Genomic DNA, 15,580 nt, shown 5'->3' on the forward strand with positions numbered 1-15,580 from the left:
GCGCTTGAACAGGAAATCCTGGCCTTCGAAATCGTGGCGGCTGCGCAAAATGCTCTCGACGATCTGCGGCACCGACTGGTGCTGATAGAGGCGGTATTGCCGACCGCGCTCGAGCAACGCAAGCCGCGGCTGAAACACCACTTCATAACGCGCTTCGTCGCTGGAGCCGGACAGGCGCTTGAACGAGGTGATCACCCCGTGCAGCGTGCGCAGCGGTTTGACCTCGGGGGTCGGCAGGCTGCGGAACACCTTGGGCAACAAATGAGGCGCCGTGTGCAGGCTGAAATCGGCGGGTTTGCCGAGGATGTGATCGGCGGCGATGTCTTGCTCGCTGGAGGTGAATTCGAGGGTGTAGCGAAACGGCTGGCTGAGGGTTTCTTCGCCGGTGAAGGTCAGGACGTCGAGCTGAGCCTTGAGGTCGTGGACGATGAGTGTGTGGCGGCTGTGGTCGAAGAAAATCGGTGGTGTGTCGAACATGGCTGGCATCCGTGGCAAGGGTGTGAACCAGCGCGTCCATGCGCGGGCAGGGGGCAGAGCGTTTTCGTGGAACGAAGATGCGGGTTTTCAGAGGCCGATTCCATAGCGCAAAGGCGAAAGGGAACGCTCGTGCGGCACTTAGAGATTCTTCCTACGAGAGAGCTGATTGAGCGCTCTGCCTATCAACGACCGGGCGATCGAGATTCGGCACGCTGTTGAATTCACGACAGGCAATCCACACACACTGTCGCGGAACACACTTTTCCCCTGCCTTGAGTCGTTCAAAGCCCCGAAGACACGGGGCCGTGCAACTGGCACGAATTCTGATCAATAAGGTACGAAATCAACTTTGCCTGAAAGCTGCGCGGCCACAGGCGTCATTCAGGAATGTGATCTGCCATGAGTTCGTCCTTTTCATCCTTCGCGCCCCGCGATCGCCGGTTACGCAGCTGGAATGTCCAGCACCTGCCGTCGACGCCGGCGGCGTTCGTGCGGTTTTTCATCGGTAACTTCAAGGGCTGGTATGTCGCCATCCTGCTGCTGCAGATTGCCGCAGTGATCTGCACCATCCTCATTCCGTGGGGGCTGGGGCAGATCACTCGCACGGTCAGCAATGGTCTGGATGCCGAACATGCGTTCGGGGTCTTGCAAACGCCGTTGACGCTGTTCGCGACGTTGCTGGTGTGTGAGGTGCTGTTCACCCGGGCGGCGGCGGGTTGTCACATCCATGTTCTGCCATTGCAGAGGCGCACGGTCACTCACGTGGTGTATGCCTATCTGCAGCAGCATTCCCATCGTTTCATCAGCAATGAGTTCGCCGGGGCGCTGGCGCATCGGGTCTCCGAAGTGGCGTTGGGGGTGAACCAAACCCTGAGTATTCTGCTGTTCGACCTGATCCCGCTGCTGGTGACGCTGTCACTGGCCACTGTGCTGCTGTGGACCGCGTCGCCGTTGATGGCGGTGTTCATGGCCGGTTGGTCGGCGGTGTTCATCGCGGTCTGTTATCTGCTGGCGCGGCGTAGCCATCCGCTGGCCCAGCAGTATTCAGCGGCGCGCAGCACCAGCTCGGGGAAGGTGGTGGATGCGGTGTCTAACCTGGCCAACATCCGCCTGTTCGCCCGCCACGCATTCGAGCATTCCTACCTGGGCACATTCCTCGACAAGGAAGTCGCCGCTGCCTATCGCTCGCTGGGTTACATGGAAAAGATCCGCTGGTTTCAGACCGGTTGCGGGGTGGTGCTCAAGCTCGGTCTTTTGCTGCTGGCGTTGCAGTTGTGGCGCACCCAACAGATCGACATCGCCGCCTTTGTGATGTCCACCAGTCTGTCGCTGTTGATCATCAGCGACGTCGGCAACCTGTCGCGGCGTTTTCTGGAGTTCTTCGAGGCCACCGGCAACATCTCCAACGGCGTGCGCACCCTGATTCGGCCTCACGAGGTGATCGACCGGCCGGGCGCCAAGGCGTTGCAGATCAAGCGCGGAGACATTGAATTTCGCGATGTCGGCTTCAGTTATGGCGCCGATCAGGGGATTTTCCAACAGCTGAACATCGTGATTCCGGCCGGGCAGAAAGTCGGCTTGGTCGGATCCTCGGGGTCGGGTAAATCGACTTTGCTCAGCCTGCTGTTGCGGCTCTATGACGTGCACAAAGGCGAGGTGCTGATCGACGGCGTGGATGTGCGCAATGTCACTCAGCACTCGTTGCACCAGCAGATCGGCCTGATCCCCCAAGAGCCGGGGCTATTCCATCGCAGCATTCGCGAGAACATTCATTACGGCCGGCTCGATGCCTCGATGGATGAAGTGGCCGAGGCGATCCACCGCGCGGGCGCCAGTGAGTTCATCGACAGCATGGAGCACGGTTACGAGTCGCTGGTGGGTGAGCGCGGGGTCAAGCTTTCCGGTGGTCAGCGGCAACGTATCGCCATTGCCCGGGTGTTGCTCAAGAACGCGCCGATTCTGGTGATGGACGAAGCCACGTCGAGCCTGGATTCGATCACCGAGCGCTTCATTCAAGACAAACTCGACGAGATCATGGAAGACAAGACAGTGTTGGTCGTTGCGCACCGGTTGTCGACCGTGGCGCACCTTGACCGGATTCTGGTGTTCGACAAGGGGCGGGTGGTGGAAGACGGCAGTCACGATCATTTGCTGCGCCTGGGCGGGCAATACGCTCGTCTGTGGAATCGCCAGTTCAGTGATGAGCTGGGTGAAGCGGTCTGATTGAGGTTTCACGATACGCGGTGGGCGGGGCTCACCGCGTAGCGGGCTTCAGATCGAAAGGTGCAGAACGCGCTCGTCGGAGGAGGGGTTGCCGGGACGGCGCTTGTTGACCTTCAGTTCACCCAGGTTGATCAGCAGCGTTCGGGTGACGTTGCGGCTCAAACCCAGCAATTCTGCGGTGTGCACCTGATTGTGGTGGCAGAAACGGTAGGCGGCGCCGAGCAGAGTGCGTTCGACCTGCTCGTGGAGGTTGTCCACCTGCTCCTCGAACAAACGCTGCAGGGCGTGTTCCAGCAGCGCTTGAGCCGACTGATCGGGCTGCGTGGGATCGTCCTGACGCTCGATGCGCAGGTTCGACATGCGCAGGTCGTCGCTTTGAATCACGCCATCGCGGCAGATCAGCAGGGTGTGATGAATGACGTTCTCCAGCTCGCGAATGTTCCCCGGCCAGCTGTAATTCACCAATTTGCGTTCGGCGTCGACACTGAGCGCGATCTGCCCATAGCCCAGGCGTTTGCTGTAGCTGGCGATGAAGTAGTGCACCAGCGGGATGATGTCGCCGGGGCGCTCGCGCAGCGGGCTGAGTTCCAGATTGACCACGTTGAGCCGGTAGAACAGGTCCTCACGAAAGTGCCCGGCGTTGATGGCTCGCTCCAGTTGCACGTTGGTGGCGGCGAGCACCCGCACGTTGATCGGAATGCTTTTGCGTGACCCGAGCCGGACCACTTCACGCTCTTGCAGCACGCGCAGCAGTTTCACCTGGATGGTCATGGGCAAGTCGCCGATTTCGTCGAGAAACAGCGTGCCGCCGTTGGCTTCCTCGAACCAGCCGGCCTTGGCGCTCAGGGCGCCGGTAAAGGCGCCTTTCTCATGGCCGAACAGCTCGGCTTCCACCAGCGATTCTGAGAAGGCGCCGCAGTTGACGGCCACGAAGGGCTGGGTCTTGCGGGCGCTGAGGTTGTGGATATGGCGGGCGACCAGCTCCTTGCCGGTGCCGGTTTCGCCGATGATCAGCACGCTGGCCTCACTTGGGGCGACCTGTTGCAGGTGCTGGAGCAAGGCTCTGGATTTCGGGTCTTCGAAGACTTGCGCGGTGGCGCGGATCGAAGTCGCCAGGGCGGGCGAGGGTGGTAACGTCAGCAGTTGCATGATGATCCCTATGAGTAAAAAGTCGGGATGGGCGGGGTATGGTTCAAGGCCCAGTCACCCAGTTCATGAAGTTTGTAATCGAGCGGGTCATGCAGGCTCTGGGTGCGCAGATTTCGCCAGTGCCTGTCGAGCGCCACGGAGGCGTGGGTGGCCCGCGCGCCGGTGACCTCGAAGACCTTGCTACAGAGCTCCAGGCCGTTGCGGCTGGCCGCGACTTTAGCGGTGGCGATGGCGATGGCGACTTCGCCGCGCTCTTCGCTGGTCAGCGCCGAGCCTTTGGCCCAGGCGGCGTCCAGCACCCTGCCGGCGCGCTCGACCAGCAAGCGCGTGCTTTCCAGGGCGACCCAGAAGTCGCCGTAATGGCTGAGCACGTAGGGATCCTGCGCATTGTGTTCGGCGCTGGAGCGGAACCAGGGGCGAGTCTCTTCACGGGTGTATTTGCGCGCTTCCTCAAAGGCGCCTTCGGCGATGCCGAGGAAGATATTGGCAAAGTGCAATTGCGCGATGAGCGGGCGCAGGCAGGCAAAGGGCGTGCTCAGCGGGCCGGGTTCCAGCAGCAGATCGGACTCCTCGACCCGCACGCGCTTGAAGGTGACGCTGCCGCTGTCGGTCTGGCGCTGGCCCATGTTGTACCAGTCGTTGTGCAAGGTGATGCCGCTGCGGCCACTGGGGATCGCGGCGATCAGCAGCTTGCCGCCGGCGGCTTCGTCCACCGCCGAGGCGATGAGCATTTCCGAGTCGTTGGCGCCCGAGCAGAAGCTCTTCTGCCCGGAAAACTCGCGCCAGCCGTCATGCCCCTTGACCACGGTGCGGGTGTCCAGCGGATTGAGAGTGTTGCCCCAGAACCAGTTATTGCTGGCGGTCAGCTGAAACCAGGTCTGCCATTGCGAGGGTTTGGCGAACAGGCGGAGGGTGGCGAGCATCAGGTGATGGAACCCGAAGACGTGGGCGATGGAACTGTCGACTCTGGCGAATTCGCGCACCACTTCGAACGTCTGCGACCAGTTGGCGTTGAGCCCGCCGAACTGACCGGGAATGCTCAGCGACAGCAGACCGCTGCTGCGCAGCCTGTCCCGTTCAGTCTTGGGCGTGCCGCCACGGGCATCGCGGTCGACAGCGGTGCGAGCGAATTCGGTCGCCAGTTCACGAGCGATTTCAAGCGGCGCCTTCCGGGCGCTGAGAAACGTGACAGTCACGGATGATCACCTCTTCCTTGTGTCTGATGGGTGGCAACGACATGGGCATGACGCTCGACCGCGGATGCAATGGCCTACCTGATCCTGTAGCAGTCCGGCCGGGCGGCCTTCTGTTTGTCGGCGGTGGGGATTTTCAAGCCGCCACCGCCGGCAAGCCGGGCTGCTACAGATCGCTGTGTGGCGATCTATTTCGCGGTGATCACCGACAGTTTGGTGATCCCGGCTTTTTCGATGGAGGCCATCGCCCGGGCGACTTCGCCGTAGTTAACGCCGTTGTCTGCTTGCAATTGCACGCGCACATCGGCGTTTTTATCTTTCGCGGCCTTCAGGTTGGTCTCCAGCAAATCGGGCTGGATTTCATCCTTGTTGATGAACAGCTTGCCCTTGTCGTCGATGCTCACCACCAGCGGGTCTTTCTGTTCCACCGCAGCGACGGCTTCGGTCTTGGGCAGGTTGATCGGGATCGAGTTGGTCAACAGTGGCGCGGTGACGATGAACACCACCAGCAACACCAGCATCACGTCCACCAATGGCGTGACGTTGATTTCGCTCAGCACTTCATCGCTGTCTTGGGTGGAAAAGGCCATATCAGGACGCCTCCTTCACTTTTTGTCCGGCTGTTGTGGCGCCTGATTTGTTGAGCACCGGGTGCAGCAACACGCGGAACGCGTTCTTCTGCGCCAGGCTGTAGAAGTCGTGGGCGAAGTCATCGAGATCGGCGGCGGTCAGTTTCAGGCGGCGCAGGTAATAGTTGTAAACCAGCACCGCAGGCACCGCGACCGCGATCCCGACGCCGGTGGCGACCAGTGCCGCGCCGATCGGGCCTGCCACGGTTTCAAGGCTCGCCGAGCCTGCCGCGCTGATGCCCTTGAGCGCCGACATGATCCCCCAGACCGTACCGAACAGGCCGATGAAGGGCGAGGTGCTGCCGATACTGGCGAGGATCGCAAGGCCGGTTTCCAGCGAGCGACGCTCACGCACAATCTGCTGACGCAATGCGCGTTCCAGGCGGTCCTGATGATTGATGGCCTGGCTCAGATCGGCGGCTTGAGTGCCTTCTGGGGCTTGCTGAATCGCGGCATAACCGGCCAGCGCAACACGGGCTGCTGCACCGGGTCTGGTCTGGGCCAGTTCGGCGGCAGAGTCCAGGCTCGATGCGGCCCAGAATTGCTTGTGGAATTTCTTGTCCTGACCTTTCAGGCGTGCGAACTGCACCCCCTTGAGCAGGGCCAGGCCCCAGGTCGCGACGGAGAAGACGATCAGCAGCCAGATGACCGCGTGTTCAATGGATTCGAAAGGCGAAGCGATAAGGTTCATGTGAGGCTCTCCAGCAAGGCAAAAAGTCGGTGTAGCGATGCGCCTTTGGTGAGGTAGCCCGCGATGTAGCGAATCAAGAGATCGGGTTATTGCAGTTTGAAATCGATCGGCACGCTGACCCAGCCGTCGACTGGGTTGTTGCCCTGTTTGGCCGGGGCAAAACTCCAGCGTTTCACGGCTGCCAGGGCGGCATCGTCCAATTGGTCGCGGCCGCTGCTTTTCTGAATCTGGATTTCACCGGGCTTGCCGGTCGCCAGAACGTGCACGCGCAGCAACACGGTCCCTTCCCAGTTACGACGCATGGCCAGTGCCGGGTATTGCGGCGCAGGGTTGTGCAGATAACCGGCATTGGCCGAGGCCGGGGTCACCGGAGACGGTGCCGGAGGTGCTGGCGGGGCAGGCGCTGCAACCGGTTGTGGCGGTGCCGGTGGCGGCGGTTGCTCGACCGGTTTGGCGACGGGTTTAGGCACAGACTTGACCACCGGTTTGGGTTTGGGGACCGGCTTGGGGGGTGGCGGTTTGACCGCCAGTTCATCCTCGACAGGGGGCGGCGGCTCGACCACCGGCTGCGCAATCGGCTCGGGCGGTGGCGGTTCCACCACAGGCGGTGCCGGTTGCGAGAACTCGATGGTCATCGGCGGGATTTCCGGCGGCACCACGGGCAGCGCAGGCGTAGGCGAACTGTTGACCCAGTAGATCACCGCGCCGTGCAGCACCAAGGCGAAGACGCCCAATAACACCGCTTCGCGACGGCTGAGAATCCGCCGGGGTGTGGTCTGCAGCCTCGACAGCGCCAAGGGCCCTCGGTAGACCCGGCCCAGGTCGAGCAACTCGCCGCCCGGCGCCTGACGCCAGAGCACATCCAGTGCGCTCGCTGTTTGGGCATTGGCCATTGATTAACTCCTGGCTGTTGAAGGTGACGAAAACAAGTGGTGTGTCATGTCTCTCGATAAAACCCTGTGCATCCGTTCAATACTTGCGAGACGCATGAGGGAGGGAGCAAGAGCCGTACCAAGTTTCGATGGCCTGTGTTTCCAGTACTTTTAAATACGCCGACTGGACAATGAATTGCCGCAGGCAAACTTTTTGTCCGACGCCTGTTGCCGGGCGAACAGTTGCAGTTATGAACAGTTGCCTTCTGGCTATATGCGCCCATCGCGAGCGTCTGCAACGCGGGAGACAGGCCATTTACCTGCTCATGTGTTGGGTATCGGACAACGGCGAAACAAACTGTCGGGGAGACACGCTTATAGGTCCGTTAATTGCCCGTAAACAGGCGGATTTGACGTGGCACGAACCCTGCTAAGTTAGTCCGGAGCGCGACTATACGAATAGATGCTCCAACTAACTTATTACCATGGGAGTAGGGATTTTGAGGTTGCATACGTTTGATCTACGCGCTCGTCGTTTTGATTCGCTGACCACCGCTTCAAGTCTGGGTGTGTTGTTTATGCTGGTACATGGGGCGTCTTTTGCGGACGAGCCACCGGCGGTGCAGGACCCAAGACTGGCGACGGTGACCGTGACTGGCGCGCAAGCCAGCGAAGCGCAAAAAACCGAGAGGCAACTGGCCAAGGTGCCGGGCAAGACTGCAGTGATCGACAACCACGAGATCGAAAAGGGCCGCGCATCCAATGCCGAAGACGTCCTGGCCTTGCAGCCCGGCGTCTTCGCTCAGGCCACCAGCGGCTCGGGGGCCAACAAGATTTCGATCCGGGGGTCGGGGCTCAATACCTTTTATCAAGGCTATGTACTGGGCATTAAATTCCTGTTCGACGGCCTGCCACTGACCGGCCCCGGCGGTACCCAGGAAGACATGCTCGACATGGCCGGCGTTGACCACACCGAAGTGCTGTATGGCGCCAACGCCTTCAACTATTCGGCGTTGTCCCTGGGTGGGGCGATCAATTTCGTCAGCAAGACCGGCCGTACCGATCCGGGGAACTATGCGCGCTTCGAGACCGGCAGTTTCGGTTACCGCAAACAGGTATTGAGCACCGGCGGCGTGGTCGATGACAGCGATTACTACGTCAGCGTGCAGCACAACGAACGCGACGGTTATCAGGACAACACGCCGAACGAAGGGCAGGGCATCGTTGCCAACTTCGGCCATGTGTTCAACCCGAAACTGGAGACGCGCTTCTTCCTGCGTTATCGCGAAGAGACCCTGACCCAGGGCAACACCCTGACCAGGTACCAGCTCAAGCACGACCCCAAAAGCAACGACGTGCCGACCGGGCGCAAGAAGGATGGCTCGACGCTGCTGGGCAACAAAACCACCTACACCTTCGACGACAACGCAAAGCTCGAGGTGGGTCTGGGGTACAACGATTACCCGCTGTACAACGGCTGGCGATATTCGGCGACCCCTCAGGACTGGCGCTCCAAGGACATCAACCTGACCCTGCGTTACCTGCGCATCGGCGACACCTTTCTGGGCCTGAACAGCGACAGCACCGTGACGTTCAGCACGACGCGGGCCTATCTCGCCGACGTGAAATCCCACAGCAAGGCGACCAAGGCCAAATTGCAGGAAACCAACTACACGGGCTCCAGAGACACGGTATTTTCGCTGGGTAACGAGCTGCAGCTGACCGATGACTTGTGGCTGTCCTCGGGGCTGTCGTTCATCGACATCAAGCGCAAGGCGGAAATCGAATACACCACGGGCGTCAACACCTCGGAGTTTCCCAATGGCGTGGAATACGAAGAGCACGACATCGCACCGCGCATCGGCCTGCGTTATCAGCTGACGCCGGAGTTCGAGTTGTTCGGCAACGTCAGCCGCTCCATCGACCCGCCTGTCACCTGGCAGCTGGGCAGCACCGGTACGCCCTACCTTCGCGACGTTCGCCCGCAAAAGGCCAATACCGTAGAGTTCGGCATTCGCGGCGAACACGGCATCTTCGATGGCAGCCTGACGCTTTACCGGTCGTGGGTGCAGAAGGAGCTGCTGTCGGTGGTGGTGCGTCAGGCAACCGCGACCCAGGACCAACTGGTGGCGACGTCCAATGGCAGCGGCACGATTCACCAAGGGGTCGAAGCGGGTCTCAACGCCTTGCTCTGGGAAGGACAGGGCGGCGACACCGTGACCCTGCGTCAGGCCTACACCTACAACGACTTCCACTACCGTCACGACGACACCTTCGGCGACAACGAGCTGCCGGGTCTGCCGCGTTCGGTGTATCAGGCGGAGCTGGAATATCGCCAGGCCAGTGGGTTTTACGCGCAACTGAACGCCCGTTCCGCGTCCAGCTACTACGTGGATTTTGCCAACAGCTGGAGCGCGCCGTCTTACACGATCTGGGGCGCCAAATTCGGCTATGAGGCACCGAGCAAGAAGTGGGAAGTGTTCGTCGACGCGCGCAACCTGACCGACGAACGCTATGCCACGGCGTCCAATACGGCGTATGACGCCAAGGGACAGGATTCCGCGAATTTCTATCCCGGTGATGCCATCAACGTCACCACCGGCGTAGCGTTCCGTTTTTGATCCCGGACCGCATATCCAGTGGGCAATACACAGAGCACCGCCACTCACTGAGTGGCGGATATGTAGCGAAAAAAGGTGATAAAGCTGTCAAATGAGCTGAATTAGTCGATAAGAGCGTGAAGTATCAAGGATAAGTAGCTGCTTGGATCCAATACACTCACTGCATCGTAATCGGACGAGAGGTAGTCTTAGACTATTGATTAGGTGATGGCTCAATGACATATTTGCGCCGTCTTCAACTCACTCTCTGTGTGCAGAATGCGTCCCCTAAAGTCACTTGTTGCGGCCTCAGTGCTGCTCAGCGGGTGCAATGGAATGCCAGTCGCTTTTACCCAGGATCCAGTTTATGACCAAGCGTTCGTCGTCCATTCCGGCGGGCCGCTACCCTTCATGCTGATGGGTACGGCGGTGCAGTGGAACGAAGACTACGCCGTCACCGTCAAGCATATTCCCTATCTGCCGGGCTCTGTTTATCAAGGGCAGGGCGATGTCCAGTTTTTCCGGCACAAGGCCAATGGCGTACCGCTCTGGCGCGGTTACACCCCTGGCGAAGCCGTGACTGCGGTGGGCTACAACTCGCTGTACATGTCGGTGAAAGGCAGTGGCCACACCCTGCCCGCGATGGTGCGTCTGGATACCAAAGAGGGCAACGTCCTCTATGGCACCCATGATGGCCCGGTTGCCAAGGGGATGTCTGGCGGGCCGGTGTTCGCCGCGGACGGCAAGGTGGTCGGCATCACCGTGGCATTCCTGGGTTCTGGCGAACTGGCCGCACTTCATCGTCCGGACCTGGCCAACCAGAAGCGGGTGAGCATCTTCCTGCCATACGCCGAGATCAATCGCGAATGGGGTCGGTATCTGGCTCAGGCCCATCCGGCAGCACCCCCAGCGACGCATCTGGCCAGCCGCTGATCAACGTTCCCGCAATGCCTCGCGAGCCCGGTTCAGTGGTTTGATCAGGTAATCCAGCACCGTCTTCTGGCCGGTGCGGATATCCACCGTCGCGATCATGCCGGGCACGATGGCGAAGGCTTTCCCGGCCTTGTTGCGCAGCACGTCAGCGTTGGTGCGGATGTACACCCGGTAGTAGAAAATCTCCGGTTTTACTTCGTCCTGGATGGTATCGGGGGAGATGGTCACGACCTTGCCGTCCAGACTGCCGTAGATGGAGTAGTCGTAGGCGGTGATCTTGACCTTGGCTTCCTGATCCGGATGAATGAAGGCGATATCCCGGGGCGAAATCCGCGCTTCGATCAGCAGCTGTTCGTCCAGCGGCACGATCTGCATCAGTTTCCCGTTCGGCGGTACCACACCGCCAATGGTCGTGACCTCGATGTCCTTGACGATGCCGCGTACCGGCGAATGCAGGGTCAGGCGGGACAGCGAGTCATTGCGTCCACGAATCACCGCCACCAGCATCTGCGCTTCGGCGTTGGCCTTGGCGAGGTCTTCGCGTGCTCGCACCATGTAGTCGGAGCGGGCTTCGGTGGCCTTGAGTTCCAGCTCCGAGCGCTGCCGATTCAGGCGCAGCACTTCAACCCGGCTCGACGCGCCGATCTTTGCCAGATTTTCGGTGATCTCCAATTCGCTGCGCACCAGTTTCAGCGAACTCTGGATGCCGTCCAGCGTGGATTGCAGGCCCTTGCGCCGGGTGTTGTACAGCTCGGTTTCGGCACGCGTCAGCTCCGGGTAGTTGTTCAGGGAGGGGTCGAACACCAGAGGCTTTTCGCTGACCTCCGCCTGCAGCCGATTGACGCTGGCCAGCGCTGCCCGGTACTTGGCTTCGCTCTCGCCGACGTTGGATTCGGTCTTCACTGCGTCAAGCTGGGCCAGCACCTGGCCGCGCTCAACCAGCGAGCCTTCGGTGACGTTCATTTCCTTGATGATGCCGCCTTCCATGGACTGGATCACTTGCTCGCGGGAACTGGGCACCACCTTGCCGGTGCCGGTCGACACTTCGACCACTTCGAACCACGCAGCCCAGGCCAGAAAGCAGGCGATCATCAGCGCGCACCCCCAGATCACCCGGATTCCGCCCGTCACGCTGCGTTCGTCGCGGCCGTCCAGGTAGGTGATCTGGTCGGGCAGTCGCGGTGTGTGTTCGGCCGTCAATGCTTTCATGACTGTGCTCCTTTCGGCTGCCGCAACCGCGCCAACGCGGCGTCGCGATGGTCATCGATCAGGATCCTGCCGTTGTCCATCACGATGATCCGTTCGACCAGTTGCAGGACGCTGACCCGGTGCGTCGCCACCACCAGCGTGCGACCGGTGCACCAGGTGGCGAGTTTTTCCAGCAGCAGGCGTTCGGTGATGTCGTCCAGCGACGCCGTGGGCTCGTCGAGCAACAGCACTTGTGGCTGGCGGATCAGTAACCGCGACAGCAGCAGGCTCTGGCGCTGCCCCCCCGACAGACCCAGGCCACCTTCGAGGATCAGGTGATCCATGCCTTTGGGCATCTGCCGCACGAAATCCAGCGCGCCAGTGACGGCCAGCGCCGCGATGATTTCCTGATCGCTGGCCTGTCCGGCGCCCAGGGTGATGTTGTCGCGCAAGGTGCCGTGAAACAGCCGCGCCTGCTGCGACATCAGGCCGACGTCCCGGCGCAAGTCGGCGGGGTCGATGTGCGCGAGGGCGATGCCGTCCAGCGTGGTTTCACCGGTGCTCAAATCCATGGAACCGGCCAATGCCTGCAGCAGGGTCGACTTGCCGGCGCCGTTACGCCCGAGAATGGCGATGCGTTCGCCGGGACGTATCTTCAGGTCGATATTGCTCAAGGCCGGCGATGACTCCTCGCTGTAACGAAAGCCCGACTGGCGCAGCCGGTATTCGCCGCGAATGGCAGGCAGGTGCACACGCTGGCTGCCTTCGGGATGGTCGACCGGCATCTGCATCAATCGGTTCAGCCCCTGCAACGCCACCTTGGCCTGCTGCCAGCGGGTGAGTACATGGGTCAGTTGCGCCATCGGCCCCATCATTCGCGACGACAGGATCGACGCCGCCACCAGGCTACCGGTGGTGAGGTCACCGGCGATCACCATCGGCGCGCCGAATACGATGACCACTGCGAAAACCCCGCCCTGAACGTTCTGGGTCCAGGTCACCAGGCTGTTGGTCAGCGTGCGCAGGCGCAGGCTGCTGTCCGCCGACGCAGCGTTGTAGTGGTTCCACTGTTGTTGAAAACGCTGCTCGGCCTGCAATGCCTTGATGTCGTCCATGCCTTGCACGCTTTCGACCAGCATGGCGTTGCGCAGCGCGGCTTCGCGCATCGACTCGTTCGCCAGTTTCGCCAGCCGCTGTTGCGCCAGTATGCCGGGCAACACCATGGCGACCAACGCCAGCAACGGTATGAGCACCAGTTGCCCGCCGATGAGGTAGAACACCAGCAGAAACAGAAAGAAGAACGGCAGGTCGGCCAGTGCCGTGGCGGTGCTGGAGGTAATCAGGTCGCGGATCTGTTCCAGCTCGCGCAATTGCGAAATGAACGAGCCAGTGGATTTCGGGCGCGCCGAATTGCGCAGGCGCAAGGCATGGCCGAAGACCAGATCGGACACCCGCAGATCGGCACGTTTGCCGAGAATGTCGGTGATGCGCAGGCGCATGATGCGCATGACGAAATCGAACAGCAGCGCCAGCATCACACCGCCGAACAGCACGTAAAGGGTCGGCAGCGATTCGGCGGGAATCACCCGGTCGTAGACCTGCATCGAGAACAGCACGCCAGCCATGCCCAGCAGGTTGGCCACCAACGAGGCGACCATCACCTGGCTGTAGGGGCGCAAGTCGCTGAGCACGATACGTCTGAACCAGTGCTCGTCGTAGGGCTTGATGTAATCGTTGGTGCGCACGTCGCTGAGCGGCTGGGTAGGGCGCAGAATCGCCGTGCGAACGGCTTGAGCGGCGAGGATTTCGGGCTCGATGCGGCTCTGCAGTCCTTGATCGCCACTGTAGGCGATGCCGAGTTCGCCCTGCTCGCTGACGCTCTCGATGACCCCGACCTGTCCATCCTGCAATTGCACCACCAGCGGCGTGCGCCAGCGGCTCAGGCTCTTGCGGTCGTAGTCGGCGAACTTGACGCTGAGCCCGGCCTGGCGCGCCATGTGGCGGACCACTTCTTCGACGCGGCCCTCGCTGTGTACAGAGGCCAGGCGCACGCTTTCCGGAGACACGTCGAGGCGATAATGCCGCGCAACTTTCAGCACCGCTTCCAGCCACGGCGAATAGTCCTGCCGCGCCGCGTCGGCATTCGCAGGTTGATGAGCGATGACGATGGGATCGGTCATGGCAGGATCTCCACATGCTGGATGGTGCTGTGATCGATACCGAATGCCCGACGCAACGCGCCACTGTTGTACAGACAGTCGATTTGCAGGCGGTGCAGGTCGGCCTGAGTGTTGGCCAGGTCAAACCGTGACTGGTGAATTTCCTGCTCGGCGTTGAGCAGGTCCAGCAGCGGACGCGTGCCCAGTTCCAGGTATTGCTTGCCATACAGCTCGCGGGCTTCGGTGATGGTGGTTTCGCGAAATTCCAGTGAGTTGAGCCGACGCGTCAGCCCTGATGTTTGCGCCTGGGATTCGCTCAAACCCTGACGTGCCTGCAAGCGCGCGGCGTCTTCGGCGGAATCAGCGGCGGTCAGGGCATAACTGGCGGCGCGACTGCGGGCACTGATGGCGCCGCCCTGATAAATAGGCACCTCAAGGTTGAGGAAAATCCCCACCTGAGTGCGGTCGATGGCCGGGTTCTGACTGTCGTAATTGTTGTCCAGGTACTGGTTGAACGAGGGCTCCAGGGACAGCGTCGGATAGGCCTCGGCCTTGGCCTGAGCCAGTTCGGCTTGAGCCTGGGTTCGCTGCGCTGCCGCTTGCAGGACGGCGGGCAGGGCATCGGTGATCACCGGGGTATTGCAGGACTGGTTCAGTGAATCGGGAAATGCATCGCTGACCTGTGGCGAGCTCTGGCGCCCCAGAAGATTGCCCAGCGTCGCTTGCCAGCGCGCGTATTGCGCCTTGTATTCCTGCAACGTCGCCATGCCGCCTTCGGCTCGGGACTGAGCCTGAACCACATCGGACCGGGTACTGGCGCCCATGTCGCTGCGCTGTTTTGCCAGATCGACGATGCCGCCGATGCCCTGGATCTGCTGCCGGGCGATTTCAATCAGACGCTGGTAACGCTGAACCTCGACGTAGGCGAATGCGGTATCGCGACTGACCTGATCGATCGCCAACAGAATGCTTGCCTGGCTGCGCGCGGCCTTGGCTCTGGCCGCCTCGACGGAGTTGGACACCTTGCCGAAGTCGTACAGCATCTGCTTCAGGGAAATGCTCACTGACTGGCTGCTCGCATCGCTGCCATTGCCGCTGTTGTAACCCCCCTTGATGCCCCCCGCGATCTGCGGGTAGTAACCGGCTTCGGCGACATTGATGCCCTCGGCCTGCTGATACAGGGTGCCGATGGCTTCACTGATGCTTGGGTGCCAGTCCACTGCCAGCCTCACGGCCTGCTCGAGTCCCAGCGTCTGCGCCTCTTCTTTGCCGGGTACGGCTGCGGCAGCGGTTTTGCCGCTGCGAGGCTTCTGCTTCGCGTCCCCCGGCTGCTGCTGCAGCCGGGAAGGGCTGATGCTGCGCAGCCCCGGGTCGATGTATTCGTCTGCCCAGACGGGCAGGTTGATCATGTGCTGCAAGCCGATGGTCAGCAGGACCATCGGCCATGGGTGACGGCGCACTGACTT

12 protein-coding genes are annotated in these 15,580 nt (G+C 61.3%); 3 read left to right on the forward strand and 9 right to left on the reverse strand.

Annotated elements, in window-relative coordinates; genetic code table 11:
• Nucleotides 1–477, reverse strand: a 477-nt coding sequence (locus BWR59_RS30650) for a contractile injection system protein, VgrG/Pvc8 family (RefSeq protein WP_269140377.1), incomplete at its 3' end; no start/stop codon positions are given.
• A 399-nt stretch (nt 478–876) separates the two neighbouring features.
• On the opposite strand from BWR59_RS30650, the gene BWR59_RS30655 reads away from it, so the two are divergent.
• Nucleotides 877–2,700, forward strand: a complete 1,824-nt coding sequence (locus BWR59_RS30655; RefSeq protein WP_081569418.1) for an ABC transporter ATP-binding protein — start codon at nt 877–879, stop codon at nt 2,698–2,700.
• 48 nt (nt 2,701–2,748) lie between these two features.
• Here the strand turns inward: BWR59_RS30655 and BWR59_RS30660 are convergent, their stop codons facing one another.
• The 5 genes from BWR59_RS30660 to BWR59_RS30680 all read right to left on the reverse strand — a co-directional run bounded on the left by BWR59_RS30660 (nt 2,749) and on the right by BWR59_RS30680 (nt 7,255).
• Nucleotides 2,749–3,849 (reverse strand): sigma-54 dependent transcriptional regulator, encoded by a 1,101-nt coding sequence (locus tag BWR59_RS30660; RefSeq protein WP_081569419.1) that lies wholly within the window; start codon nt 3,847–3,849, stop codon nt 2,749–2,751.
• A gap of 8 nt (nt 3,850–3,857) precedes the next feature.
• Entirely contained in the window at nt 3,858–5,045 is a 1,188-nt protein-coding gene (locus BWR59_RS30665) for an acyl-CoA dehydrogenase family protein (RefSeq protein WP_081569420.1), read from the reverse strand.
• Nucleotides 5,046–5,230: 185 nt separating this feature from the next.
• Nucleotides 5,231–5,632, reverse strand: coding sequence for a biopolymer transporter ExbD (locus tag BWR59_RS30670; protein ID WP_081569421.1), 402 nt, complete (start codon nt 5,630–5,632; stop codon nt 5,231–5,233).
• A gap of 1 nt (nt 5,633) precedes the next feature.
• Nucleotides 5,634–6,362, reverse strand: coding sequence for a MotA/TolQ/ExbB proton channel family protein (locus BWR59_RS30675; protein ID WP_081569422.1), 729 nt, complete (start codon nt 6,360–6,362; stop codon nt 5,634–5,636).
• Between the two features lie 86 nt (nt 6,363–6,448).
• A complete protein-coding gene (locus BWR59_RS30680) occupies nt 6,449–7,255 on the reverse strand; it encodes an energy transducer TonB (protein ID WP_081569423.1) in 807 nt (268 codons plus the stop codon).
• Between the two features lie 464 nt (nt 7,256–7,719).
• Here BWR59_RS30680 and BWR59_RS30685 point away from each other — a divergent pair, with 464 nt between their 5' ends.
• Nucleotides 7,720–9,855, forward strand: coding sequence for a TonB-dependent receptor (locus tag BWR59_RS30685; RefSeq protein ID WP_081569424.1), 2,136 nt, complete (start codon nt 7,720–7,722; stop codon nt 9,853–9,855).
• Between the two features lie 315 nt (nt 9,856–10,170).
• Nucleotides 10,171–10,767 carry a trypsin-like peptidase domain-containing protein gene (locus BWR59_RS30690; protein ID WP_168184558.1) on the forward strand — a complete coding sequence of 199 codons (597 nt, stop codon included), beginning with the start codon at nt 10,171–10,173 and terminating at the stop codon, nt 10,765–10,767.
• On the opposite strand, the gene BWR59_RS30695 is transcribed toward BWR59_RS30690, so the two are convergent.
• Genes BWR59_RS30695 through BWR59_RS30705 form a run of 3 tightly spaced genes read right to left on the reverse strand, consistent with a single transcriptional unit; the run spans nt 10,768 to nt 15,553 of the window.
• Entirely contained in the window at nt 10,768–11,976 is a 1,209-nt protein-coding gene (locus BWR59_RS30695) for an HlyD family efflux transporter periplasmic adaptor subunit (protein ID WP_081569426.1), read from the reverse strand. It abuts the gene before it with no gap.
• Entirely contained in the window at nt 11,973–14,135 is a 2,163-nt protein-coding gene (locus BWR59_RS30700; RefSeq protein WP_081569427.1) for a type I secretion system permease/ATPase, read from the reverse strand. Before BWR59_RS30700 ends, BWR59_RS30695 begins: the two co-directional genes overlap by 4 nt.
• On the reverse strand, nt 14,132–15,553 hold the full coding sequence (locus BWR59_RS30705; protein ID WP_081569455.1) for a TolC family outer membrane protein: 1,422 nt from the start codon (nt 15,551–15,553) through the stop codon (nt 14,132–14,134). The genes BWR59_RS30700 and BWR59_RS30705 overlap by 4 nt, the downstream gene beginning before the upstream one ends.
• Between the last annotated feature and the right edge of the window lie 27 nt (nt 15,554–15,580).

Source organism: Pseudomonas sp. Bc-h (genome assembly GCF_002080045.1).
Classification (GTDB): domain Bacteria; phylum Pseudomonadota; class Gammaproteobacteria; order Pseudomonadales; family Pseudomonadaceae; genus Aquipseudomonas.

Coding starts and splice junctions, on each gene's coding strand:
- BWR59_RS30655 (WP_081569418.1), top strand. CDS start 877: ATGAGTTCGTCCTTTTCATCCTTCGCGCCCCGCGATCGCCGGTTACGC.
- BWR59_RS30660 (WP_081569419.1), bottom strand. CDS start 3,849: ATGCAACTGCTGACGTTACCACCCTCGCCCGCCCTGGCGACTTCGATC.
- BWR59_RS30670 (WP_081569421.1), bottom strand. CDS start 5,632: ATGGCCTTTTCCACCCAAGACAGCGATGAAGTGCTGAGCGAAATCAAC.
- BWR59_RS30675 (WP_081569422.1), bottom strand. CDS start 6,362: ATGAACCTTATCGCTTCGCCTTTCGAATCCATTGAACACGCGGTCATC.
- BWR59_RS30680 (WP_081569423.1), bottom strand. CDS start 7,255: ATGGCCAATGCCCAAACAGCGAGCGCACTGGATGTGCTCTGGCGTCAG.
- BWR59_RS30685 (WP_081569424.1), top strand. CDS start 7,720: ATGGGAGTAGGGATTTTGAGGTTGCATACGTTTGATCTACGCGCTCGT.
- BWR59_RS30690 (WP_168184558.1), top strand. CDS start 10,171: ATGCCAGTCGCTTTTACCCAGGATCCAGTTTATGACCAAGCGTTCGTC.
- BWR59_RS30695 (WP_081569426.1), bottom strand. CDS start 11,976: ATGAAAGCATTGACGGCCGAACACACACCGCGACTGCCCGACCAGATC.
- BWR59_RS30700 (WP_081569427.1), bottom strand. CDS start 14,135: ATGACCGATCCCATCGTCATCGCTCATCAACCTGCGAATGCCGACGCG.
- BWR59_RS30705 (WP_081569455.1), bottom strand. CDS start 15,553: ATGGTCCTGCTGACCATCGGCTTGCAGCACATGATCAACCTGCCCGTC.